This is a genomic window from Micromonospora sp. RTGN7 (assembly GCF_033804645.1).
Taxonomy (GTDB): domain Bacteria; phylum Actinomycetota; class Actinomycetes; order Mycobacteriales; family Micromonosporaceae; genus Micromonospora.
Genome location: NZ_JAPZLF010000014.1, coordinates 53,242 through 75,409, shown reverse-complemented (window position 1 = coordinate 75,409; position 22,168 = coordinate 53,242). Strand labels below are relative to the sequence as shown.

Annotated in this window: 15 protein-coding genes and 3 pseudogenes; 6 read left to right on the top strand and 12 right to left on the bottom strand. The window is 69.1% G+C overall.

The genetic code is table 11. From position 1 onward, the window contains the following. Window positions 1–197: 197 nt before the first annotated feature. The gene (murJ, locus tag SNR22_RS20910) at window positions 198–1,943 is read right to left on the bottom strand and encodes a murein biosynthesis integral membrane protein MurJ (RefSeq protein ID WP_320068316.1); all 1,746 of its coding nucleotides are present in this window, start codon (window positions 1,941–1,943) and stop codon (window positions 198–200) included. Between the two features lie 127 nt (window positions 1,944–2,070). On the opposite strand from murJ, the gene SNR22_RS20905 reads away from it, so the two are divergent. Beyond that, the gene (locus tag SNR22_RS20905; protein WP_320068315.1) at window positions 2,071–3,534 is read left to right on the top strand and encodes a CCA tRNA nucleotidyltransferase; all 1,464 of its coding nucleotides are present in this window, start codon (window positions 2,071–2,073) and stop codon (window positions 3,532–3,534) included. A 59-nt stretch (window positions 3,535–3,593) separates the two neighbouring features. Here the strand turns inward: SNR22_RS20905 and SNR22_RS20900 are convergent, their stop codons facing one another. From SNR22_RS20900 to SNR22_RS20890, 3 genes and pseudogenes are all read right to left on the bottom strand, one after another. Further along, window positions 3,594–5,090 (bottom strand): flotillin family protein, encoded by a 1,497-nt coding sequence (locus SNR22_RS20900; RefSeq protein ID WP_320068314.1) that lies wholly within the window; start codon window positions 5,088–5,090, stop codon window positions 3,594–3,596. A gap of 31 nt (window positions 5,091–5,121) precedes the next feature. Then, window positions 5,122–5,667, bottom strand: coding sequence for a hypothetical protein (locus tag SNR22_RS20895; RefSeq protein WP_320068313.1), 546 nt, complete (start codon window positions 5,665–5,667; stop codon window positions 5,122–5,124). A 65-nt stretch (window positions 5,668–5,732) separates the two neighbouring features. Then, a pseudogene (locus tag SNR22_RS20890) lies at window positions 5,733–6,020 on the bottom strand (sigma factor); the annotation flags it as partial. A 100-nt stretch (window positions 6,021–6,120) separates the two neighbouring features. Between SNR22_RS20890 and SNR22_RS20885 the strand changes: the two are divergent. Next, complete coding sequence (locus SNR22_RS20885; protein ID WP_320068312.1) at window positions 6,121–6,600, top strand: methylated-DNA--[protein]-cysteine S-methyltransferase; 480 nt, start codon at window positions 6,121–6,123, stop codon at window positions 6,598–6,600. 29 nt (window positions 6,601–6,629) lie between these two features. Here the strand turns inward: SNR22_RS20885 and SNR22_RS20880 are convergent, their stop codons facing one another. The 3 genes from SNR22_RS20880 to SNR22_RS20870 form a co-directional block, all read right to left on the bottom strand. Next, the gene (locus SNR22_RS20880) at window positions 6,630–7,160 is read right to left on the bottom strand and encodes a hypothetical protein (RefSeq protein WP_320068311.1); all 531 of its coding nucleotides are present in this window, start codon (window positions 7,158–7,160) and stop codon (window positions 6,630–6,632) included. 110 nt (window positions 7,161–7,270) lie between these two features. Continuing rightward, window positions 7,271–8,350, bottom strand: coding sequence for an inositol-3-phosphate synthase (locus tag SNR22_RS20875; RefSeq protein ID WP_320068397.1), 1,080 nt, complete (start codon window positions 8,348–8,350; stop codon window positions 7,271–7,273). A gap of 23 nt (window positions 8,351–8,373) precedes the next feature. Next, the gene (locus SNR22_RS20870; protein ID WP_320068310.1) at window positions 8,374–9,012 is read right to left on the bottom strand and encodes a PadR family transcriptional regulator; all 639 of its coding nucleotides are present in this window, start codon (window positions 9,010–9,012) and stop codon (window positions 8,374–8,376) included. A gap of 173 nt (window positions 9,013–9,185) precedes the next feature. On the opposite strand from SNR22_RS20870, the gene SNR22_RS20865 reads away from it, so the two are divergent. The 3 genes and pseudogenes from SNR22_RS20865 to SNR22_RS20855 all read left to right on the top strand — a co-directional run. Then, window positions 9,186–9,656, top strand: a complete 471-nt coding sequence (locus tag SNR22_RS20865; protein ID WP_320068309.1) for a DUF5318 domain-containing protein — start codon at window positions 9,186–9,188, stop codon at window positions 9,654–9,656. 182 nt (window positions 9,657–9,838) lie between these two features. Beyond that, the gene (locus SNR22_RS20860; protein WP_320068308.1) at window positions 9,839–12,655 is read left to right on the top strand and encodes a transglycosylase domain-containing protein; all 2,817 of its coding nucleotides are present in this window, start codon (window positions 9,839–9,841) and stop codon (window positions 12,653–12,655) included. Window positions 12,656–12,913: 258 nt separating this feature from the next. Continuing rightward, window positions 12,914–13,617, top strand: a pseudogene (locus tag SNR22_RS20855) (transposase); the annotation flags it as partial. An 81-nt stretch (window positions 13,618–13,698) separates the two neighbouring features. On the opposite strand, the gene SNR22_RS20850 reads toward SNR22_RS20855, so the two are convergent. Continuing rightward, on the bottom strand, window positions 13,699–14,556 hold the full coding sequence (locus SNR22_RS20850; RefSeq protein WP_320068307.1) for an AfsR/SARP family transcriptional regulator: 858 nt from the start codon (window positions 14,554–14,556) through the stop codon (window positions 13,699–13,701). Window positions 14,557–15,652: 1,096 nt separating this feature from the next. Here SNR22_RS20850 and SNR22_RS20845 point away from each other — a divergent pair. After that, window positions 15,653–17,161: a glycosyltransferase family 87 protein gene (locus SNR22_RS20845; RefSeq protein WP_320068306.1), complete on the top strand. Its 1,509-nt coding sequence runs from the start codon at window positions 15,653–15,655 to the stop codon at window positions 17,159–17,161. 139 nt (window positions 17,162–17,300) lie between these two features. Here the strand turns inward: SNR22_RS20845 and SNR22_RS20840 are convergent, their stop codons facing one another. From SNR22_RS20840 to SNR22_RS20825, 4 genes and pseudogenes are all read right to left on the bottom strand, one after another. After that, window positions 17,301–17,786 carry a DUF2690 domain-containing protein gene (locus SNR22_RS20840; protein WP_320068305.1) on the bottom strand — a complete coding sequence of 162 codons (486 nt, stop codon included), beginning with the start codon at window positions 17,784–17,786 and terminating at the stop codon, window positions 17,301–17,303. A gap of 594 nt (window positions 17,787–18,380) precedes the next feature. Next, a pseudogene (locus SNR22_RS20835) lies at window positions 18,381–18,836 on the bottom strand (IS701 family transposase); the annotation flags it as partial. Window positions 18,837–18,976: 140 nt separating this feature from the next. Then, window positions 18,977–21,097 (bottom strand): hypothetical protein, encoded by a 2,121-nt coding sequence (locus tag SNR22_RS20830; protein ID WP_320068304.1) that lies wholly within the window; start codon window positions 21,095–21,097, stop codon window positions 18,977–18,979. Then, on the bottom strand, window positions 21,094–21,885 hold the full coding sequence (locus tag SNR22_RS20825) for a deoxyribonuclease IV (protein ID WP_320068303.1): 792 nt from the start codon (window positions 21,883–21,885) through the stop codon (window positions 21,094–21,096). Before SNR22_RS20825 ends, SNR22_RS20830 begins: the two co-directional genes overlap by 4 nt. Window positions 21,886–22,168: the final 283 nt, after the last annotated feature.

Below are 22,168 nucleotides of genomic sequence, written 5' to 3'. Positions count from 1 at the left end.
GCCCGGATTCCCTACCGAGTGGTCTCCCATGCTCAACCTTTCGGTTGGTTGTCCACAGGCACTTACGGTCGCTGACCGGTGAATCGCTGAGTTATCCACAGGTTCATCCCCAGCCTGGGTTATTCCCTGTCACGCTGTGTGGCGCCCGGGCCGGCCCGGCGGTGGCGCAGACTACGGCCGGGGCCGAGGCGACCCGTTCAGCGGCCGAGTCGGCGGCGGACCATCCCGACGACCTCGGTGATCTCCCCGATCCGCAGCACCATGGCCAGCCCGAGGTAGGTCCCACCGATGACCGCGCCGCCGACCACGAGCCGGACGGCGGCGGCCGTCCAGGTCAGCTCGGTCGGGTCGCCCGGCAGCAGCTTGAGCACCAACCAGCCGGCCAGGGCGGCACCGAGCGCGGCGACGAGGGCTTTGCCTATCGTCCGCATGATCCCGCCGAGCCCGATCCGGCCGACCCGCGGTCGCAGCAGCATGGCGGAGATGACCGCCGCCGCCACGTACGACACGGCGTTGCCGAGCATCATGCCGGCCGCGGCGAAGGTGGCCGAGAACGCGGCGAAGAGCCCCACCTGGAGCAGCACCCGCAGGATCACCACCGGGATGTTGACCAGCGCCGGGGTTCGGGTGTCCGGAAGGGCGTAGAAGGCGAAGGTGAAGAGTTGGCTGATCGCGAAGGGGACCAGCCCCAGCGCGGCGACCAGCAGCACGGTGGAGGTGGCGGTGGCGTTCTCGCCGGTGAACGCGCCGTAGCGGAACACCACCACCGAGATGGGGCCGGCCAGCACCGCGTAGCAGACCGCGATCGGGGCGAGTACTGCGGTCACCATCCGGGTGCCCCGGGACAGGTCATCGGTCACATCGCGGTATCGCCCGTCGGCGGCGGCGGCGCTCATTCGGGGCATCAACGCGGTGATGATCGAGACGGCGATGATGCCGTGCGCCATCATCAGCAGCAGGAAGACGTTGTTGTAGATCAGGATGCCGGCGTTGTCGTCGCCGGCGGCCCGGGTGAGTAGGTTGACCACCACGAACAGGCCGAGCTGGTTGACCGCGACGTAGCAGAACATCCAGGCCCCGAGCTTCGCCAGCTCGCGTAGCCCCAGCGCGCGGAAGTCGAACCGCCACTTCCACCGGAAGCCCACCTTGCGCAGTGCCGGCAGCAGGCCGCCGGCCTGCACCGCCACACCCAGCAGGGTGCCGCCGCCGATCAGCAGGATCCGGCCGGCCCCCATCTCGGCCGGCGGAAGCAGCTTCGCGCCGTAGACCGCGATGTAGAGCCCACAGGTGCCGATGACCACCAGATTGTTCAGGATCGGCGCCCACATCGGCGCGGCGAAGTGCCCCCGGGTGTTCAGCACCGCGGCGATCAATGCGCTTACGCCGGTGAAGAAGAGCATCGGCAGCATCAGGTAGGACAGATTGTTGACCAGGCCGGTGTATGCCCCGTCCTTGCCGCTGGCATACAGGGCGGTCAACACCGGCGCGCTGGCCATCGCGAGCAGCGCGGCGGCGGCGAGGGCGAGCACCGCCAGGGTGAGCAGCCGCTGCGCGTACGCCTCGCCGCGGTCCGGGTCGGCCTTGCGCCGGCGGACCAACACCGGGATCAGCACGCTGGTCAGCACCCCGCCGAGCAGGAACTCGTATACCTGGTTCGGAAGGAACTGGGCGGTGGTGTACGCGTTGCCGATCAGACCACCACCGAGCGCGGCACCGATCATCAGGTTGCGGATGAATCCCGTGCCCCGGCTGACCAGGCTGCCCGCCGCCATCACCGCGCTGTTGGTGGCGGCGCTGGTCTCCGCCACGACCTCCTGCGGCGGCGCGGTGGCCTCCACGGCGGGCTGGTTCAGCGGCTCCGCCGAGATGAAGGTGGCGTCGTCACCGGGCAGCCGGTCGCCGCCCTGCGCGGCGTTCGCGCTGCGGTAGAGACCGCCGCTCATCTTCCAGCCTCCAAGGGGTACGTCGGAGCCGGACACCGGCCCGCACCTCATGACCATAGTCAACTCCCCCCGCATACCCGCGCCCGGCGGATCAGTTCCCGATCCGGCCCGATAGGCTGGCGCTCCCATGTCCGAAGCCTCCGTTCCCCACGCCGCCGACCGCCGTGAGCTCACCGCTGCGCAGCGCAACGCCGTCGCCGAACTGCTCCGCGTCTCCCCGGTCGCCGACGAACTGGGCCGCCGGTTCGCCAAGGCTGGCCACGAGCTGCACCTGGTGGGGGGTTCGGTACGCGATGCCCTGCTCGGCCGGCTCGGCGATGACCTGGACTTCTGCACCGACGCCCACCCCGAGCAGACCCTGCGGATCATCAAGGGCTGGGCCGAGTCGATCTGGGAGACCGGCCGCGAGTTCGGCACCATTGGCTGCCAGCGTGACGGGCTGCGGCTGGAGGTCACCACCTTCCGCGCCGAGGCGTACGACCAGGTGAGCCGGAACCCGATCGTCGAGTACGGCACCAACCTCGCCGACGACCTGAAGCGCCGCGACTTCACGATCAACGCGATGGCGGTCAGCCTGCCCGACCACCGGTTCACCGACCCGCACGGCGGCCTCGACGACCTTGCCGCCAAGGTGATCCGCACCCCCGGCACCCCCGCGGACTCGTTCGGCGACGACCCGCTGCGGATGCTGCGGGCGGCCCGGTTCGCCGCCCAGCTCCGCTTCGCCGTCCACCCGGACGTGCGCGCCGCGATGATCCGGATGGCCGCGGACCTCGACCGGATCACCGCCGAGCGGATCCGCGACGAGTTCACCAAGCTGCTCTGCGGGGTGGACCCGATCACCGGGCTGCGGCTGCTGGTCGACACCGGCCTGGCCGACCGCTTCCTGCCCGAGCTGACCGGGCTGAAGCTGGAGATCGACGAGCACGCCCAGCACAAGGACGTCTACGAGCACACGCTCACCGTGGTCAGCAACGCCGTGTCGTACGAGACCGACGGTTGTGACTTCGTCCTGCGGATGGCCGCGCTGATGCACGACGTCGGCAAGCCGGGCACCAAGGCGGTCGGGACGGATGGCCGGGTCAGTTTCCACCACCACGAGGTGGTCGGTGCCCGGCTGACCAAGGCCCGGATGAAGGCCATGAAGTACCCGAAGGACGTCACCACGCAGGTGGTCAAGCTGGTCGGTCTGCACCTGCGCTTCTACGGGTACGGCCGGGGCGAGTGGACGGACTCGGCGGTGCGGCGGTACGTCACCGATGCCGAAGACCTGCTGCCCCGGCTGCACAAGCTGACCCGCTCGGACTGCACCACCCGCAACCGGCGCAAGGCGGCCGCTCTGTCGGCGGACTACGACGCGCTGGAGGAGCGGATCGCCCGGATCGCGGCCGAGGAGGACCTGGCCCGGGTCCGCCCCGACCTGGACGGCAACGCGATCATGGAACTGCTCGGGGTGCCGCCGGGGCCAATCGTCGGCCAGGCCTGGAAGCACCTCAAGGAGCTTCGCCTGGAGCGCGGCCCGCTGGACCGCGACGAGGCCGAGGCGGAGTTGCTGCGCTGGGCCCGCGAGCAGGGTGGTACGCCGACCTGAGCGTTAGGAAGGGCCCCCTGTACAACGGAATCCGTTAACAGGGGGCCCCGCCTAGCACGTCAGGCGTCGACGGCGGGCTTGGTGGTGCCGCTGGATCGGGCGGCGCTGAGGTTGCCGAGCAGGCTGGCCAGGTCGATGCCGGTCAGGTCGGTGCCGAGTTGGAGCCCCTGCGCCACGTTGCTCGCCACCGACTTCGTCAGCGAGGACGCCCCGTCGGTGGAGATCACCGTCATCTTGTCGATCGCGCCGATCGGCGCGCTGGCCGCCTCGACCACCTGCGGCAGCACCCGGACCAGCAGGTCCAGCACCGCCGCCTCGCCGTACGTGGCGAACGCCTCGGCCTTGCGGGCCATCGCGTCGGCCTCGGCCTGGCCCTTGGCCAGGATGGCCGCGGCCTCGGCCTGTCCCTCCCGCTCGACCGCCTCGGCGATCGCGGAGCGCCGACGCTGCTCGGCCTCACCCTCCTTGGCGCCCTCGATCGCGTTGGCCTCGGCCAGCGCGGCCCGGCGGGCCCGCTCGCCCTCACCGGTGAGCCGCGCCTGCTCGGCGGAGGCCTGGGCGGCGGCGATGACGGACTGACGCTGCGCGTCGGCGTGCAGCACGGCCGCATTGCGGGCCGCCTCGGCCTCCTGCTCCACCTTGTACCGGGCGGCGTCGGCGGGCTTGCGTACCTCGGTGTCGAGTTGCCGCTGCTTCAGCTCGGCATTGCGCTCGGCCACCTTCTGCTGCTCGGAGAGGATCGCCTGGTCCCGTTCGGCCTGGGCGAGCGGGCCGGCCGCCGCCGACTTCGCCTTCGCCGCGTCGATCTCCGCCTGGATACCAGCCTGCTTCAGCGAGAGGTTCCGGTTCGCCATGGCGATGGCCTCCTCGGCCAGCAGCCGTTCCTGCTCGGCCTGCTGCCGGGCCCGGGCCTCGGCGATCGAGGCGTCCTTGAGCACCCGGGCCGCCTCCGGGCGCCCCAGGTCCCGCAGGTATGACCCCTCGGCCACGATGTCCTGGAGCTGGAAGGTGTCCAGCACCAGGCCCTGGTTGGTCATCGAGTGCTCGGCCTCCTCAGCCACCGCGCTGGCGAACGCGGCCCGGTCTCGGATGACCTCCTCGATGGTGAGCCGGCCGACGATCGAGCGCAGCGCACCGGCCAGCACCTCGCGGGTGAAGTTGTCGATCTCGTCCTGCTGGTGCAGGAAGCGCTGGGCGGCGGCGCGGATCGCGTCCTCGGTGCCGCCGACCTTGACGATGGCGACGCCGTGCAGGTCGGCCCGGATGCCCTGCTTGCTCACCGCGCCCTTGATCCCGACGTCGATGCGGCGGCTGGAGAGGTCCAGCGACTGGATCTTCTGCACTACCGGCAGGACGAAGACCGACGCACCGAGGACGACCTTCTGCCCGGAGTTGTCGGTGGACCGGCCACCGTCGGCGTTCTGCGTGGTCCGGCCCTTGCGGCCGGTGACGATGAATGCCTCGTTGGGCCCGGCGACCTTGATCCGGGAGAGCACGAAGAGGACGAGGACGACGACGAGGAGGACCACGCCGCCGATGGCGATGAGAAGTGCCATGTGACTTCCGTCTCTGCGGGGGAGGAGGGGTTCAGTAGGTCTCGACGTGCACGCTGGTGTCGCTCAGGGCCGCCACGACGAAGACCTGGGCGCCCACCGGGATCGGGACGTCGGCGCGGGCGTTGAGCTTGACCGGCTGGCCGGCGACGCGGACCCGCACCTCGCCGTAGCCGTCGACCGGCACCGGGGTCACCACCAGGCCGAGCGCGCCGACCAGATCATTGCGGGTGGGGGTGGGGTCGGTCCGCATGGTGCGGGCGGCCCGGGTGAGCCGGACAGCGACCCAGGCCGTGGGCACCGCCGCGAGCACGCCACCGGCCACGGCCGCCACGGTCGCCCCAAGGGTACGCCCGCCGACCAGCTCGTTGACGATCGCGGCGCCGAAGCCGAACGCACCGGTGAACCCGGCGACCGCCTCGGTGGAGACCGGCCCGTCGACGCCGGGGTGGCCGAACTGGAACAGCTCGGTGCCGAGCAGGGCCAGCGCCAGCACGGCGACGCCGGCCCCGCCGATGATCAGGAAGATGAGCGTCCCCGAGGCCATGAACAGCACAGTATCGACGCCGTGCAAGGTCATCCGTGGCTCACGCCCGGTGGATACGGTGGCGGGGCACCCGGTGGAGGCGATGGGACACGGGCACCGCCGGCGGAGACGGGGCCACTCCGCTCGGGCAGCACGTCGACCGGCACCTCGGGCCGCCGGGCGCGGCGCCGCCACCCGGAGACCTGGTCGTGGTAGAGGATCTTCTTCACATACGGCTCGGCGTCGCCCCGGATCCGCGGCCAGCGCGCGTACGCCTTGGCCAGCGCGTTCTGGAGCAGGTCCTCCGCGCCGTGCTGGCTGCCGGCCAGGACGTACGCGAAGCGCAGCAGGACCGCGCCCCGCTCGTTGACGAACGCGGTGAACTCCCCGTCGGTCACCTCAGTCACCGCCCACCTCCGATGCTCAAGACGCCCACCGGAGCCGGAATCTTGCCTGTCCGGAGAGCCGGATCGCGGCCGGGTCGGACCGGGAGGGAAGAATGGGGGTGTGCGCTGGACCGTGCTCGACTCCCCGATCGGCGAGTTCTCCGTGGCCACCGACGACGACGGGGTGTGCGGCACGCACTTCGGCCGGATGGAGTCGGCGGTCGAGACGCCCGCCGACGAGCTGTCCGGGCGGGCCGTGGCGGAGCTGCGGGCCTACTTCGTTGGCGAGCTGACCGAGTTCACGGTGCCGGTGGCGGTGCGCCGGGGCTCCGACTTCGAGCGCGCGGTGTGGCGGGAGATGACCCGCATCCCGTACGGGGAGATGGTCACCTACGGCGCGGTGGCCAAGGCTGTGGGGGAGCCGGGCGCGGCGCGGGCGGTCGGGGTGGCCTGCAACCGCAACCCGATCCCGGTGATCGTGCCCTGCCATCGGATCGTCGGCGCGGGGGCGAAGCTGGTCGGCTTCGGTGGCGGCCTGCCGCGCAAGGTGACGCTGCTGGAGCTGGAGGCCCGGGTCGCCCTGCAACGCGCCTGGTCGTGACCGGCGGGCCGGCGGGTCGATCCGGCGGCTCAGCCCGTGACGAGGACCGCGACGCCCAGGCCGATCAGCGTCAGCACGGCGAACCCACCTCCCGCGATTCCCGCGACCAACCCGATCTTCGTGCTCCGATCCATGGCCCGCTTCCAACCGGACGGGACGAGCACCGAGTCCACGAACGTGGTCAGCTCTCGGGAGTCGAACCGGTAGCTGCGTACCAGGCTGCCGTCGTCGTGCCGGCCGACGACCGCGCCGTGCCCGAAGCTGATCTGGGTGCCCTTGAAGACGCTCGCGCTCAGGGACGCCCCGACCACCCGCCCGTCGATGCCGAACCGGTAGCTCAGCCTCCGGTTCTCCTGCTGCCGGGTGTAGATCCGGTTCGCGTCGTCGAACCGCAGCTCGACGGCGTGCTCGACGGTGAGCCCGCTGCGGTGGAACAGGGTGTGCCAGCGCATATCGGCCACTTTCAGCCCGACCCGTGCGCCGCCCGGGACGGGGGTCACCGAGTACGGGGTGTCGCGGGCCTCGTACGCGAGCTGGGCGACGATCTGCGCAGAGTCCACAGGTTGCTCCTTATCGCCGTGCCGGAGGGGGAAGGGCGGTGGCCGGCGCGAAGCGTGAGGGCCGGGTCCCGACGGACCCGGCCCTCACGGTGCTGCTGGTGGTCAGCGGGTCAGCGCTCGCCCTCGCCCTTGATGAACGCCTCGACGGCGGCGTGCGCGTCGTGGTCGGAGTACTGCACCGGCGGGGACTTCATGAAGTACGACGAGGCCGACATGATCGGGCCGCCGATCTTCCGGTCCAGCGCGATCTTCGCGGCCCGGACGGCGTCGATGATGACGCCGGCCGAGTTCGGCGAGTCCCACACCTCGAGCTTGAGCTCGGCGTTGAGCGGGGTGTCGCCGAAGGAACGACCCTCCAGACGGATGTACGCCCACTTGCGGTCGTCGAGCCACGGCACGTGGTCCGACGGGCCGATGTGCACGTCGCTCTTGCTCATCTCGTGCGGGATCTGGGACGTGACCGACTGGGTCTTCGAGATCTTCTTCGAGACCAGCCGGGTGCGCTCCAGCATGTTCATGAAGTCCATGTTGCCGCCGAAGTTGAGCTGGTACGTGCGCAGCAGCTCCACCCCGCGGTCCTCGAAGAGCTTCGCCAGGGCGCGGTGCACGATGGTGGCGCCGACCTGGCTCTTGATGTCGTCGCCGACGATCGGCAGGCCCGCGTCGGTGAACTTCTGCGCCCACGCGGGGTCGGAGGCGATGAAGACCGGCAGGGCGTTGACGAACGCGCAGCCGGCATCGATCGCTGCCTGGGCGTAGAACTTGGCGGCCTGCTCGGAACCGACCGGCAGGTAGCAGACGACGACGTCGACCTGTGCGTCGCGCAGCGCCTGCGTCACGTCGACCGCCGGGGCGTCCGACTCCTCGATGATCTCGCGGTAGTACTGCCCCAGGCTGTCGAAGGTAGGGCCGCGCTGCACGCTGATGCCGGTCGGCGGCACGTCGCAGAGCTTGATGGTGTTGTTCTCGCTGGCGACGATCGCCTCCGCGAGGTCCATGCCGACCTTCTTGGCGTCCACGTCGAACGCCGCCACGAACTCGACGTCGGAAACGTGGTATTCGCCGAAGGTGACGTGCATGAGACCCGGGACGCGGTCGTTCGGGTCGGCGTTGCGGTAGTACTCCACGCCCTGTACGAGGGACGAGGCGCAGTTTCCCACACCGACGATGGCGACGCGGACGGAGCCCATAGCGTCTGCCTCCTTCTTCTTCATCACGGCCGCTCTTTCCTGGACTCACCAGGCGGAGGCGGGCTGTCGTTATCTCGTCGGCCGCCGACCGTCCCCGCTTGCGGGACCATCGGGGCACGGCCGGAGCGCTCGTTGGCGATGAGCTCCTCCAGCCAGCGGACCTCGCGCTCACAGGCGTCGAGGCCGTGGCGTTGCAGTTCCAGGGTGTACGCGTCGAGGCGCTCGGCCGCCCGGCCCAGCACGTCGCGAAGCCCTTCGCGACGTTCCTCGATCTTTCGGCGGCGACCCTCCAGGATGCGAAGGCGGGTCGCCTGGTCAGTGCGGGCGAAGAACGCGAAGTGCACACCGAAGCCCGTGTCGTCGTACGTCTCGGGGCCGGCCTGCCCTATGAGCTGGGCGAAGCGTTCCTTGCCCTCCGCGGTGATCTTGTAGACCACCCGACCTCGTCGGGTGGTCAGCGCGGGAACCTCCTCGGCCGTCGCGGGTGTCTCGGCGGCTTCGGTGATCCATCCCGCCGCCTGCAACCTGCGCAGGGTCGGGTAGAGCGAGCCGTAGCTGATCGCCGCCCGGATCGCACCCAACTTGGCCGCGAGCTCCTTGCGGAGTTCGTAGCCGTGCATCGGGGACTCCTGAAGGAGACCGAGGATGGCGAGCTCGAGCACGGGCCACCCCTTCTTACCCCCGGCGCGTGGGCGTAACCACCGCGATGTATCGGACCGATACATCGCACGTTAGCCTCTGACCAATCGTCAGGGCAAACCCCCACAGCGAGTTTCTGGGCCACGGACTGTGACGGTGGTCGCCCCGTCGGGCCGGACCGCGTACCCTTCTCCGCATGCGTACGCAGCGCCAGGTGGTCGACTACTCGCTCCGGAAGCGGGCGGTACTGCGTGAACTCCTCGCCGGCGGGATCGGCACGTACGACGTCTGCGACGCGTCGCCGTACCTCAAGAGTGCCGCTCGGTTCCATGGGGAGCCGACCGAGGACCGCTGCCCGATCTGCCGCAGCGAGAACCTCACCCGCGTCCACTACATTTACGGGGACGAGCTCAAGCAGTCCGCCGGGCAGGCGCGTACTCTGGTCGAGTTGCCCGTCCTGGCGATGACGCTGCGTGAGTTCCAGGTCTTCGTGGTGGAGGTGTGCCTCGGCTGCGACTGGAACCACCTCGTCGAGCAGTTCCTGCTCGGGCGGGACGGGTTGGCCGGTGACACAGAGGGCGGGGCGGAGCAGGGCGCGGTGGGCGGCACGGCCGCCTCGGCCGTGGGCGCCCCGGCTGCCAGGCGGAGGCGAGAGGCGCAACGGTGAACCCTGCTGACTCGGTCGGCCCGGCGTGGAGAAGACGGGACGACCGACAGCTCTTTGGCCCGATTGATCCGGAAATAGCGACCCCGACCCGACGCGCTCGGGCGGGGACGTCGCGTGTTTCAGCTCACGGCAACCCGGTGGCGGCGCGTTCGCGTCCCACCGCGACCGGCAGGGTGTGAGGAATGAACTCGTACGGCGATCCCAGCTCCTCGCGCGGGCGGGCCCAGATCCCCGGCGCCAACGGCGACTCGGGGACGGGCGATACATACCGCCGCGCCGACGCCGGCGGCAACGGCTGGTCCCCAGAGGGTACGGCACCGGCCGGCCGTGGCTCCGCCACGCCCCGGCCCCCGGCGGGCGGCTCGGCACCCGTGCCGCCGCGCCAAGGAGGCTCCGCCTCGGTCGGGCGCGCGGGCGCGGGCCGGGCCTCGGTGCCGGTTCCCCCTGCCGCCGGCGCACCGGCCGCCGGGCGGCCCGGCGCGGGCCGGGCCTCGGTGCCCGTCCCGCCGGCACCCGGTGGTGCTCCGGCCGGGCGCGCCCCGGGCGGGGTCGGCTCCGCCGGGCGGGCGAGCGTCGGCTCCGCAGGCGTGGGCGGGCTCGCCGGCCGGGCCACCGTCGGCCGGGCCGGGGTGGCCTCGGTTCCCGGCGGCGGTGGTGCTGGTGGTGCTGGTGGCCCTGGCGGGCCGACCGGCCCGGGTGGGGGCGTTCGTGGCGGTCGTGGTGGTCGTGGCGCCGGCGACCCGAATGCGATCGCGCGGGCGAAGAAACGCCGTCGGGTCAACACGCTGATCGCCGGCTTCGCCGTGTTGATCATGCTGGCCGGTCTCGGCGTCGTCGGGTTCACCTACTACTCCACCACGGTGGTGCTGCCCGAGCAGTTGCCGCTGCCGCTCTCCACCACCGTGTACGCCAAGGACAAGAAGACGGTGCTGGCCAAGCTCGGCGACCAGAACCGCCAGCTCGTCAAGATCGCCGAGATCCCCGAGCCCGTGCAGCACGCGGTTGCCGCAGCCGAGGACCGCAACTTTTACCGGCACTCCGGAGTGGACTACAAGGGCATCGCCCGGGCCGCCTGGAACAACCTCTCCGGTAACGACAAGCAGGGCGCCTCGACGATCACCCAGCAGTACGCCCGCAACGCCTACGCGAGCCTGAAGGACGACACGTACGCCCGGAAGGTCAAGGAGGGAATCCTCGCCTCCAAGCTCAGCGAGGATTACACCAAGGCCGAGATCATGGAGCACTACCTCAACGTCATCTACTTCGGGCGGGGCGCGTACGGCATCGAGGCGGCGGCGCAGACCTACTTCGGGGTGCAGACCAAGAAGCTCACCGTGGCCCAGGCCGCGGTGCTCGCCGCGTTGATCAAGCAGCCGGTCGCCAGCGACACCCACAAGGGCTACGACCCGGCGGTCAACCCGGTCGATGCCCGGTCGCGGTGGGCGTATGTGCTCGACGGCATGGTGACCGAGGGCTGGCTCAACGCGCCGAACCGGCCGAACCGGCCGACCGACGCGCAGTACCCGAAGACGCTCAGCCCGAAGGACGCCGGCTCGGCCGCGTTCGGCGTGCAGACCCCCCGCGGCAACGTGATCAACTACGTCCGCGAGGAAATGGAGCAGTGGGGGCTCTGCACCAATTCCAAGGCGGACGGCAAGGTCAGCTGCGTCGAAGCGCTGCGCGAGGGCGGCTACCGGATCCAGACCACGATCGACCCGAAGCTCCAGACCGCCGCGGAGAACACCGCGATGCGCAAGAAGAAATCCGAGCTCATCGACCAGCCGAAGAACCTGATGGCGGCGGTGGTGTCGATCGAACCGGCAACCGGCCGAGTGCTCGCCTACTACGGTGGCGACACCGGGGCGGGCTTTGACTACGCAGGCAAGAACACTAACGAGAATGGTGACCTCGTCGGTGGACATCCGCCCGGCTCGTCGTTCAAGGTCTACACGCTGGCGGCAGCCGTGAACGCCGGCATCTCGGTGAAGTCGCACTGGGACGCCACCCCGTTCACGCCCAAGGGCTCCGACTACCGGGTGCAGAATGCCGGTCGAGACGTGAGCCAGACCTGCGGTAAATGGTGCACGCTGGAGTTCTCGACAATCCAGTCGTACAACGTGCCGTTCTTCCACCTCACCGCGAAGATCAAGCCCTCGGCCGTGCTGGACATGGCGAAGCAGGCCGGAGTGAACACGATGTGGACGGTCGCCCCGCCCATGGCGTATGACCTGGCCAAGAACGACTCGAAAGACCTCGCCCCAAAGAAGTTCGACAACGTGGTCGGCTACGGTCAGTACCCGATCACGGTGCTGGACCACGCCAACGGCCTCGCCACGCTCGCGAACGACGGTAAGTACAACAAGGCCCACTTCGTGTTGAAGGTCGAGAAGCAGAACGTCGACACCGGCAAGTGGGAGGTCCTCGCCGGCGAGAAGCTCAAGTCCCAGCAGCGGATCCGAGCGGACGTCGCCAAGGAGGTCACCGGCGTCCTCAAGCAGATCCCCGGCCCCAACAAACGGGCGCTGGAGAGCGGCCGTGAGGCGGCGGGTAAGACCGGTACCTGGGAGCACAACAACAGCGAGCGCAACGCGCACGCCTGGATGGTCGGGTACACCCCGCAGCTCGCCACCGCCGTCTGGGTGGGCAGCCTCGACCCGAAGAAGCCGCAGATCATCGACAAGGATGGCGCGGACATCGGCGGCTCCAAGCTGCCCGGCGCCATCTGGCAGCGGTACATGAACGCCGCGCTGGACGGCGAGGACAAGAAGAGCCTGCCGTCGGCCACCGGGATGGGCGACCCAGATGCCGGCAACGGCACGGCACCGCCCGAGCCGACCCAGCCAACCCCGCCGACTTGCAACCCGATGGACATCTTCTGCCAGCAGACCCCCGGAACGCCAGGCAACCCCGGTAACCCCGGTAACCCCGGTAACCCGAACGGTCCTCGGCCGGGCGGCGGCGGCGTTCTACCTACGGCAGGGCCCCGCTCACGGGAGTAGGCAGGCATCAAACGTACCGCGAACGGCGACCGGACCGGTCGCCGTTCGCCTTTCTGTCGCCGACGGGCTGGGCCAGAAGGGGAAACCGGATTTTTCCTCCCATCACCGGCGGTGAGCGCTGCGCCGCATGCGCCGGATGACGCAACAAACGCCGGATTAACCCCTGAAAACCTCGTCCCGCAGAATCCAGTCGCTTGCCGGTAGAAGGAGCCAGCGAAACCGCTACGGCCCCGCTCGTGTAGTAGCTCCTGACGGGTCGTGGTGGTGTTCCGCAACCGGCCCCTCGACGCCGCCCATTACCCGTTTGTGTGGATGGCCGCGTTGATGATGAAGGTCCGCGAGCACGGGCGGACGGTCAACGTCCACGCGCTGGTCGCCGTCGGGGTCAACGCCGACAGCGTGAAGTCCTCGGCCTGGACGTCGCCTCCGACGAGGGCGGGGCCGGATGGCTGGCGTTCCTACGCAGCCTGACCGCCCGCGGCCTGTCCGGGCGTGAACCTGGTCATCTCCGATGCCCACCGCAGCCTCGTCGCGGCGATCGGCACCGCCCTGCTGGCGCGGCCTGGCACGATGCCGCACCCACTACCTGCGTAACCTCCTCACGAAGGTCCCCAAGTCGGCGCAGCCCTGGATCGCGACCCTGGTACGCACGGTCTTCGACCAGCCCGACGCCGACGCCGTCCGGGCCAGTTCGACCGGGTCGTGACCACCATCGAAGCGAAGTTCCCCACCGCCGCCGACCACCTCGCCGATGCCCGCCGTCGCACTGATGTAGTCGGGATCTTCCGAACCGGCCGGCGATCATCCGGCTCGTCGGCGCCGCCCTAGCCGAACAGACCGACGAATGGACCGAAGGACGCCGCTACATGGGCCGCGAACTCCTCGGCAAAGCCCGAATGATCACCGCCCAGCCAGACCAACACGTCAGCGACCAGCCCGACCCGACCCCGATCGCCGCATAACATCAAACCGGATCCAGCGGTGGCCGTCTCTTACACCACCAGCGTGGACGTGACCTGGACGGGCCCTCGTTGGCGCCAAACTCAAGTTAGGGCCGCAGCCAGGATCGCCAGTGCCTTGGTTGTCTCGGTCAGGGCTTGGCGGAGCGCCTCCGTGGCCTGCCGGTCCATCCGCACGGGCCGGGGATCGTCCGCTAGGTTCTCCTCGCCCTCGCCCAGGATATGACGCTCCAACTGGGTGACGGCGGGGGTCGGTCGAATTCCCAACTCGTCACCGAGGCGCGTTTGCAAGCCGCGTAGAACCGCCAGGGATTCTGCGGTACGTGTGGCCCTGTACAAGGCTTCGGCAAGTCGGCAGTGTAGGCCCTCGTGGTACGGGTAGACGGTGACCCAAGCGTGCAGGCCAGAAATCATTTCGAGTTGCTTGCCGCGGGCGAAATTGATGTCCACCAGATCTTCGACCGCGCGAAGCCGTGCTTCTTCCCAGCGTGTGACGTCGGCCCGGAGGGCGGGCGAGTCAACGTCCTGGATGGCGCTTCCTCGCCAGAGCGTGAGGCTGTGTCGCAGCAGCCCAGACGCCCGCTCCAGTTCCTGGTTTCTTCGAGCGGCTGCGGCCTCGGCACAGATGCTCGCGAAGCGTAAGCCGTCGACCCTATCGTCGGAGACCTCCAAAATATAGCTGCTGCCGTGTCGTACAATGCGCTGCGCGGAGCTGCCGTGCAGCAGGAACGAGCGCAACTTGCCGACACGATTCTGAATTTGCTGGCGAGCAGTCACCGGAGGATTCTCTCCCCATACGACGTCGATCAGCCGATCAATGGATACCGCGCGGTTGGCGTCGATCAGGATCGCAGCGAACAGCGCACGATTCCTCTCACCCGAAAGATGTACCGAAGATGAGCCCAACTTGATGGCCAGCGGGCCAAGAAATTGAAAGTGCAAGAGTCCCCCCGTGTTTCCGTTCGTTACTCGTGATCCGCGTGCGGATCGCGAGCGGCATAGTCTTCACTCGATCTTAGTACGGCAGCCGCCTTTTGGGATACCGCTGGTTCCGGAGGATGGACTGGGCCTGGCTCGATCAGGTCGCCACGGGCGCCGATCCCGACGACGGCCGACACAGTTTCCTGATCAGGATGCAGTACCACCACCAGGGCTGCTGCGTAGTCGTTTGAAGAGCGGTTGAGCTGGGATTTCGTGCAGGTTGGGGTTCATGTAGGACGGGGCGACGCCGGTTGTGATCGCCGTCGACGGCAAGGTCGAACACGGTGCCCACTCACCCGACGGGCGTCAGGTCCACTGCCGTCGGCCTACGACACCAGCACCGGCATCGGACCCGCCGTCTTCGCCACGCTCCGTAACACCTCGATCGGGTACCACCGCAGCAACGGCGAAACCAACATCGCCCGCGCCAACCGCCGCTCCATCTACCTGATCGGTGCTGTGACCAGGAGCAGCCCGACTACGCAATAGCCCTGAACCACCACAGGGGAACTGGCCTTCCACCGCTGCTGGCCACTCTCGCCCAGCGTGTCCGAGTGGCCGGGATCCGCTGGGCCGTCGAGGAAGCGTTCCAAGCCGCCGAGGGTCAGGTCGGCCTGGACTAGCGCCAGGTCCGCCGCTGGGACTCCGGGCACCGCTCGACGATCCTCGCCCTGCCCGGTCTCGCCATCCTGGCGATCTGCACCGCCGCCGACCCCTGCACAGCGATTTGATCAAACTGACCGTCAACCGAAGTTCGCCGTCTGATCAACACTCCCTCATCCGTCCGTTCAGCGATGGCGCCCACCGTTTGGGCTGGTCACGACGGCGGTGACGCCATCAAGCACGAGCCCGACGAGACCACTACACGCGGCGACTCAACCTCGAACTCCAGTCATGATCCCGAACGGCGGCTGCCGTATTGGTCAAGGCTCAAGCAAGGGATACGGCAATGGTTGCTCCAGTTTTGTCGATGACATCGGTGTCGGATTGAAGGTGGTTTGCCTCGCCGGCCCACGGTGCTAGTCCGATCGGCCGAGGTACGGCAGAATCACTGTTCATGAGCACCCAGCCGACGGTCGGCATCGACGACACCGGGACTAGCGACCACCCGTCCCGCTCGGACGGTTTCGTCCGGGGCGTCTCCGAGGTGATCGGCGGGCCGCTCGGTGATCACGCGGTGGCTGTCGATCGTCCTGTCGGCCGGGAGCGATGGTTCTGGACGGCGGCCAGGATTATCCTCGCCCTCACCTGCCTGACACTGGCGCTGCACTGGCTGCAAAAGTCACCCTGCCAGGACGGCGCCTGGCAGAACAACACTCAGTACACGCGGCTCTGCTACACCGACGTGCTCGCCCTCTACTACGCGGAAGGGCTCAACGAGGGCAAGACGCCCTACCAGGACCACCCGGTGGAGTATCCGGTGCTCACCGGGTTCATGATGGGCGCGCTCGGCCTGCCCGTGCATGCCCTCGGCGTCGACAACCCACAGCTCAACCAGGGGCAATGGTTCTACAACGTGAACGCGCTGACCCTTGGCGCGCTCGCGGTCGCCACCGTAGCCGTGATCCTTGCCCTTCGCCGCCGCAGGCCTTGGGACGCCGCCCTGTTCGCGCTGGCCCCATCGCTCTTTCTCACCGCCACGGTCAACTGGGACTTCCTCGCCATCGGGCTGGCCGCCTTAGGGCTGGCGGCCTGGGCGAGGAGGCGCCCTGCGCTGGCAGGGGTGCTGCTCGGCTTGGCCGGCGCCGCGAAGATGTGGCCGCTTTTCCTCCTCGGGCCGGTTCTGGTGCTCGCTCTGCGCGCGGGCCGGCTCCGTGCTGCGCTGACGGCGCTCGCCACGGCCGGGGCAGCCCTGGTGGCGGTGAACCTGCCAGTAGCCGTGCCATATCGCGAAAACTGGACCCGTTTCTTCGAACTCAACACCACCCGCCCGATCGACTGGGGCACGCTTTGGTACGTTGGGCGGTACCTGGACGGCAAAGTGAACACTGATGTGCCTGGCGAGCAGGGACCGTTCCAGTGGTTGAATGCCAACATTCCCACGCTGAACTACGTCTCGTACGCCTTTTTTGGACTGGCATGTCTCGGTGTGGCCGGGCTGGTGTGGGTGGCCCCCCGCAGGCCACGGCTCGCACAGCTTTGCTTTCTGGTGGTCGCCGCATTCCTGATCTTCAGCAAGGTATGGTCGCAGCAGTTCGTGCTCTGGCTGCTGCCTCTGGCAGTGCTCGCCCGGCCTCGGTGGGGTGCCTTCCTGGCCTGGCAGCTCGCCGAGGTCTGCTACTTCGTCGCCTTCTACGGTGAACTGCTCGGCACGGCTACCAGCAGGCCGGTCTTCCCCGAAGGGGTTTTCGTGCTCGCGTCGACGTTGAGGATCGGCACGGTGGTGCTGCTCTGTGTCCTAGTGATCAAGGACATTCTTCGGCCGGAGCGGGACGCGGTGAGGCAGACGTACGACGACGATCCGGACGGTGGCGTGCTGGACGGTGCCCCGGACGCGCCGTGGTACCTCCGCCGACGTGGGCGATCGGCGGCAGTAGTCGCCGAACCAACGCTGGCAGGCGCCTGAGCCTGCCTCATCCGTCGGAAGGGAACGGCGCCTACACATCCGTCAGGAGGCGATGATCTCCGGCGACTCCGTTTCGTACCAACGACGGGGGGTCCGCGATCTGGACTGCGTGAGTGCGGACCCCCCGTGGCGTTTTAGCTCACCACCACCGGGTGCACCTCCAGCCGGAGCTCGGACCCTGCGGGTAGTAGCACGCCTGTGCCTCGTATCCGGCGTCGTTCACCATTGCCGTGTACGTGTCCGGAGAGTTGGAGAGCATCGTCAATCTGTGCGAGCCGCTGCTGTTCCGGCTGACCACCTTGAACTGTACGGCGCTGGAGGTGGTCTTCGCCCAGGCTGTGCGACAGCGAGGGCTGTACCGCAGGGAGACGCTGCCGGTTGAGTCCGAGGTCGTGTAGACGTAACCGTCCGACAACTGTGGAATTATCGCGTCGTCGACGCAGTAGTGGTAGCACGTCGAGCAGCCGCTATCATAGATCTTAAAGGATGACGGGTCCTTGCCGTCACAGGTGGATCCGCAGCCGGTGGCGGCCAGCGTGACCTCGTCGATGAAGACGGAGTCCTCGGTCTCGGTGACCGCCTCGGTGACCGCCTTGGGGGTGGCCTCCGCAGCGTATGCCGGCATGGGGGAGACTCCCAAAGTCAGGGCGATGGCTGCGACGAGCCCAGAAATGAGCCGCAGTCTCTTCACGTTTTTTCCTCCTGGTTGTAGGGCAATCTGCGAAACAGAATGGCCCTACGCCCCACCGCCGCCCCACCGCCGCCCCACCATCGCCCCACTGCCAGGTCCCCCCTGAAGACAGCTTCGAGAAGTCCGGCCGCCTTGCAGCGGAGATACCCGGCACGGCGTGGCCGACCTGCCGGAGCTGGAGTGTCTAAGACGGCGATGGATCGGCTACGCCTACCTGACCGCCTTAATGCTCCAGCCGCATCTGGTGGAGTTGGTGTCTTCGCTGGTAGTGGGCTGTTCTGGCGCGGTACGGTGTCGGCGTCGCCATCGTGAGCATCGATGTATGCGGTGGAGGGGTCGGTTGGTGGTGGTTCAGGTGTGCCAGGAGACGGCGGACCTCGCCGAGGGTGAGGGGAATGAGGCCGTCCTCGGATTCGGTGCCCCCTTTTTGGCCTGGGCGGCGGCGGAACGTGTTAAGGGATTGAGTCCAACGGGAGTTAAGCGGCTTGTCGTTGCGGCTCGGGCTTGTTGATCCAGACCTGTTCGGGCGATGCCGGCTTCCTCGCGGCGGGCGGGGTCGTCACACCACCGGCGGGGCAGATACAACTCCCGGTCGATCAGCGTGCGTCCGGCCGGGCTGGCGTAGGCGAGGAATACCCCCGAGCTGGCAGTTCTCCGTCCGGCCGGCCGTGCCGGAGTCCTGGCGCTGCACCCCGGCCGACTTGATTCCCTTCTTCAGGAAGTCTGTCTCGTCGACGATCAGCACTCCGTCGTCGTGGCCGAGGTGCTCGGTCACGTAGGCGAACAGGTCCTTACGAACAGCGTCCGGGTCCCATGCGGACCTGTTGAGCAGCCGTTGCATCCGGTCCGGCGTGGTGTCTCTGTCAAGGTCCAGCCGTTCTTGCTCGCCAGCGGCGACAGCAACCCGACCAGGTAGGTCGCCCGCCCCAACCGGTGCGCGAACCGCGTCAGCAGATCGTCCAAGCCTGCCCGCCAGCCCACGATCTCATCGATCAACACAAGCACGGGAGCCTGCCAGCCCTCCGACCCATGGGACCACAAACCTTCACCGACAAGGCCGGCCTCTTCGGCTGGCGATGCGAGGAGGAGTCGACCGATCGGCCGAGAAGTCGGCCGACCTTGTTCTACGAGAGGCGGAAGACCACCGCGCCCTCGATCTCCTCACGGGTGATGCCGAGGGCGTCGACGGGGGCGTCGATGGTCGTCGCCCACGGCGTACCCGCAGTCTGGTTGCGCACCACCACCACGTTGCGGATGCCCAGGTTGCGTAGGTAGGTCACGCTCGCCTGGTCCGGGAAGCTCTCGGCGGCCTGCCGGATCTCCGTCTGCCGGGCGGGGGTGAAGCCGCTGCCGCCGTTGACCATGTCCTGGAATCGGCTGGTGGACCAGAGCATCACCGGCTGGTCGAGGTTCTGGCTGCTCGGCAGCACCAGCATCGGGCCGTCGACCGACCGCATCGCCGCTGGCTGGGTCGGCACCACCGGGTGCGGCGTGTTGTTCAGCCCCTCGGCGATCACCAGCAGGAACGGCAACACGACGGCCAGCCGCAGCCACGGACCCGGCCACGGCGGGACCCGCTCGGCGGCCCAGTCCCGCACCCGCAGAGCGAAGGCGCTGACCGCCCCCGCGGCGAGCAGCCCGAGCAGCAGTGTCGTCCAGAGCATCATCCGCCCCGGCGTGCGCAGGCCGTTCCAGCCGGGCAGGTACTCGAAGAGCAGCCCGTAGGTGAAGGTGCCGCCGAAGAACCGGGTGCCCATCGCCAGCACCATCGTCACCACCACCCCGGCCAGCAGCAGTAGCCGGTGCCGCAGCCGCCACACCGAGAAGAACAGCCCGCCCGCGGCGAGCGCGTAGAGCACGAAGCCGGGCAGCAGGGTCATCTCCGGGTGCCAGGGCAGCACCGAGCGGGCGCCCTCGTGCAGGCTCCCCCACACCCGGGACTCCGCCGGTGCGGTGAAGAAGCCCGAGAACGGCGGCGAGAAGACGCCGAGGTCGTCGAGGGTCCGGGTGGCGTTCGGGTGCAGCTCCGCGACCTTGAAGTAGGGGATGGCCAGCAGCGCGCCCACCCCGGCGAAGAGCAGCGCGCCGACCACATCGGCGACGAGCAGCCGGACCCCGAACGGCCGGGGCGTCGACCGCCGCCGGACGAACCAGGTGACGGCGGCGACCAGGGTGACCCCCGCCAGCGCGTACGCGAACGGCAGCCCGATGCCGAAGCCCAGGCTGAGCTGCCAGGCGGCCACCACCCAGCCCGCGTATGCCCACCCGGCGTGCCGGCGCTCGGGGCGGTAGCCGTGGCGCAGCGACCAGCCGTGCCCACGCGCCAACATGGCCAGCGCCAGTGGGATGCCGCCGTTGGAGACGATGTGCAGGTGCCCCGCCTGGGCGAGCAGCCACGGGGCGTAGGCGAAGCCGGCCCCGGCCACCGCCGCGCCTGCCCGGCCCGCGCCGAGCTGCCGGGCCAGCGCGTACGCCCCGAACGTGGCCAGGGCGTGGGCCAGCACGAACATGATGTTGTAGCGCAACACTGCGGCCTCGGGGCCCGTGCCGATCATGCCGGCCGGCGCATACCCGAGGAGGGTGTCGGAGAACGCGAAGCTCCACGGCTCCGGGAAGAACGCGTTGGACTGCCACAGCTGCGCCGGGTCAGTCAGCAAAATGTGCCCCGACCAGGCCATCTGCCAGGCCTGGAGGCTCGGGTCCCAGTAGTCCTGGGGCAGCGTGTAGAGGGGGTAGCGCAGCGTCGGCCAGGTGAGCGCGACGGCCAGCGCCAGCGAGGCGAGCGCGGCCAGTGTCCACTCATGGACGAGGAACCGGCCGATCGGTCGCAGGACGCGGCGCAGCCGCCCGGGCACCGGATCGGGTGCGGGGGCGAAGGCCTCCCACCGGTCCGGCTTCGCGCCGTCGCCGTCCTTCGCGCCGTCGCCGTCCTTCGCGCCGTCGCCGTTCTTCCCCGGGTCGCTGTCCTTCCCGGTGTCGCCGTCCTTCCCCGGTGCGGTGTTCTTGTCCGCCTTCTCGCTGCCTGCGTCCTTGGCGGTGTCACCACTTCCGGGGGCGTCCTCGTCCGCCACCTTGGCAGCGTCCTTCGTGGTGCCGTCCTTCGGGGCAGCGCCCTTCGGGGTGTCGTCCTTCGTGCTTCCCGCGCTCACCCTGGCGGGCTCCGCGCTCGTCCTGGCGGCACCGTCCACCAGCGGCTCCCCGCCGGTCGTATCCTCGTCGACGGCGTCGGCCCGCTCGGTCGTCATGCCGCCGGGCTCCCCGCGCCGAGCCGGTCACGCAGGAACGCGATGTCGGCACCCTGACCGTCCGGCCCGCCCGGGGTCTCCACGATCACTGGTGCGTTCGCCGCCCGGATCACGTCCACCACCAGGTCGGGGTCGATGCTGCCGCCGGCGAGGTTGTCGTGCCGGTCCCGGCCCGAGCCGAACGCGTCCTTGGAGTTGTTGGCATGCACCAGGTCGATCCGACCGGTGATCGCCTTGACCCGGTCGACCAGGTCGAGCAGCTCCTCGCCGCCGGCATGGGCGTGGCAGGTGTCCAGGCAGAAGCCCACCTCGTACTCGCCGACGGCGTCCCAGAGCCGGGCCAGCGCGTCGAGGCGCCGGGCACAGGCGTTGTCGCCGCCGGCCGTGTTCTCGATCAGCACCGGCAGGGTGAAGCCGCCGGAGTCCGCCGCGTACGCGAAGGTCTTGCGCCAGTTGTCGAAGCCGACCGCCAGGTCGTCTCCCGCGTTGACGTGCCCACCGTGCACGATCAGGCCCTTCGCGCCGATCTCGGCCGCCGCGGTGGCGTGACCGAGCAGCAGCTTCCGGCTCGGGATGCGGATCCGGTTGTTCAGAGTCGCCACGTTGATGACGTACGGCGCGTGGACGTAGAGGTCGACCTCGGCGGCGCGCAACCGGTCGGCGTCCTCCCGCGGCTTCGGGGCCTTCCAGCCCTGCGGGTCGGAGAGGAAGAACTGTGCGGCCTCGGCTGTCCGGGCGGCCGCCTCCGACAGCGGGTCGGCGGAATCGACGTGGGCTCCGATACGCATGGAGGCGAGCCTACGTCGCGGGACCGACACGCGGGGTGCTGGCGCGGCCGGGTGGCGGGGCCCGGTACTGGTTCGACGAGAGGCCCGGGTGCTGTGGGCGTCACCCCGGGACAGCAGCGGTCGTTGGTCCGGATGGAATCGACGGCCAGCTCTCCGGGCCTTTCGGGCGATCGGCGGATCGTAGGGTAAAACCTCCAATTCGCCCCACACGCGACAAGAGCCGTTGTACTGTCATATAAGAACACGATATAGCTCCGCGGGGCGTCGCGATCCAACCTCATCG

Coding starts and splice junctions, on each gene's coding strand:
- SNR22_RS20865 (WP_320068309.1), top strand. CDS start 9,186: ATGCGTACGCAGCGCCAGGTGGTCGACTACTCGCTCCGGAAGCGGGCG.
- SNR22_RS20895 (WP_320068313.1), bottom strand. CDS start 5,667: ATGACCTTGCACGGCGTCGATACTGTGCTGTTCATGGCCTCGGGGACG.
- SNR22_RS20875 (WP_320068397.1), bottom strand. CDS start 8,350: ATGGGCTCCGTCCGCGTCGCCATCGTCGGTGTGGGAAACTGCGCCTCG.
- SNR22_RS20845 (WP_320068306.1), top strand. CDS start 15,653: ATGAGCACCCAGCCGACGGTCGGCATCGACGACACCGGGACTAGCGAC.
- murJ (WP_320068316.1), bottom strand. CDS start 1,943: ATGAGCGGCGGTCTCTACCGCAGCGCGAACGCCGCGCAGGGCGGCGAC.
- SNR22_RS20825 (WP_320068303.1), bottom strand. CDS start 21,885: ATGCGTATCGGAGCCCACGTCGATTCCGCCGACCCGCTGTCGGAGGCG.
- SNR22_RS20905 (WP_320068315.1), top strand. CDS start 2,071: ATGTCCGAAGCCTCCGTTCCCCACGCCGCCGACCGCCGTGAGCTCACC.
- SNR22_RS20830 (WP_320068304.1), bottom strand. CDS start 21,097: ATGACGACCGAGCGGGCCGACGCCGTCGACGAGGATACGACCGGCGGG.
- SNR22_RS20860 (WP_320068308.1), top strand. CDS start 9,839: ATGAACTCGTACGGCGATCCCAGCTCCTCGCGCGGGCGGGCCCAGATC.
- SNR22_RS20900 (WP_320068314.1), bottom strand. CDS start 5,090: ATGGCACTTCTCATCGCCATCGGCGGCGTGGTCCTCCTCGTCGTCGTC.
- SNR22_RS20840 (WP_320068305.1), bottom strand. CDS start 17,786: ATGCCGGCATACGCTGCGGAGGCCACCCCCAAGGCGGTCACCGAGGCG.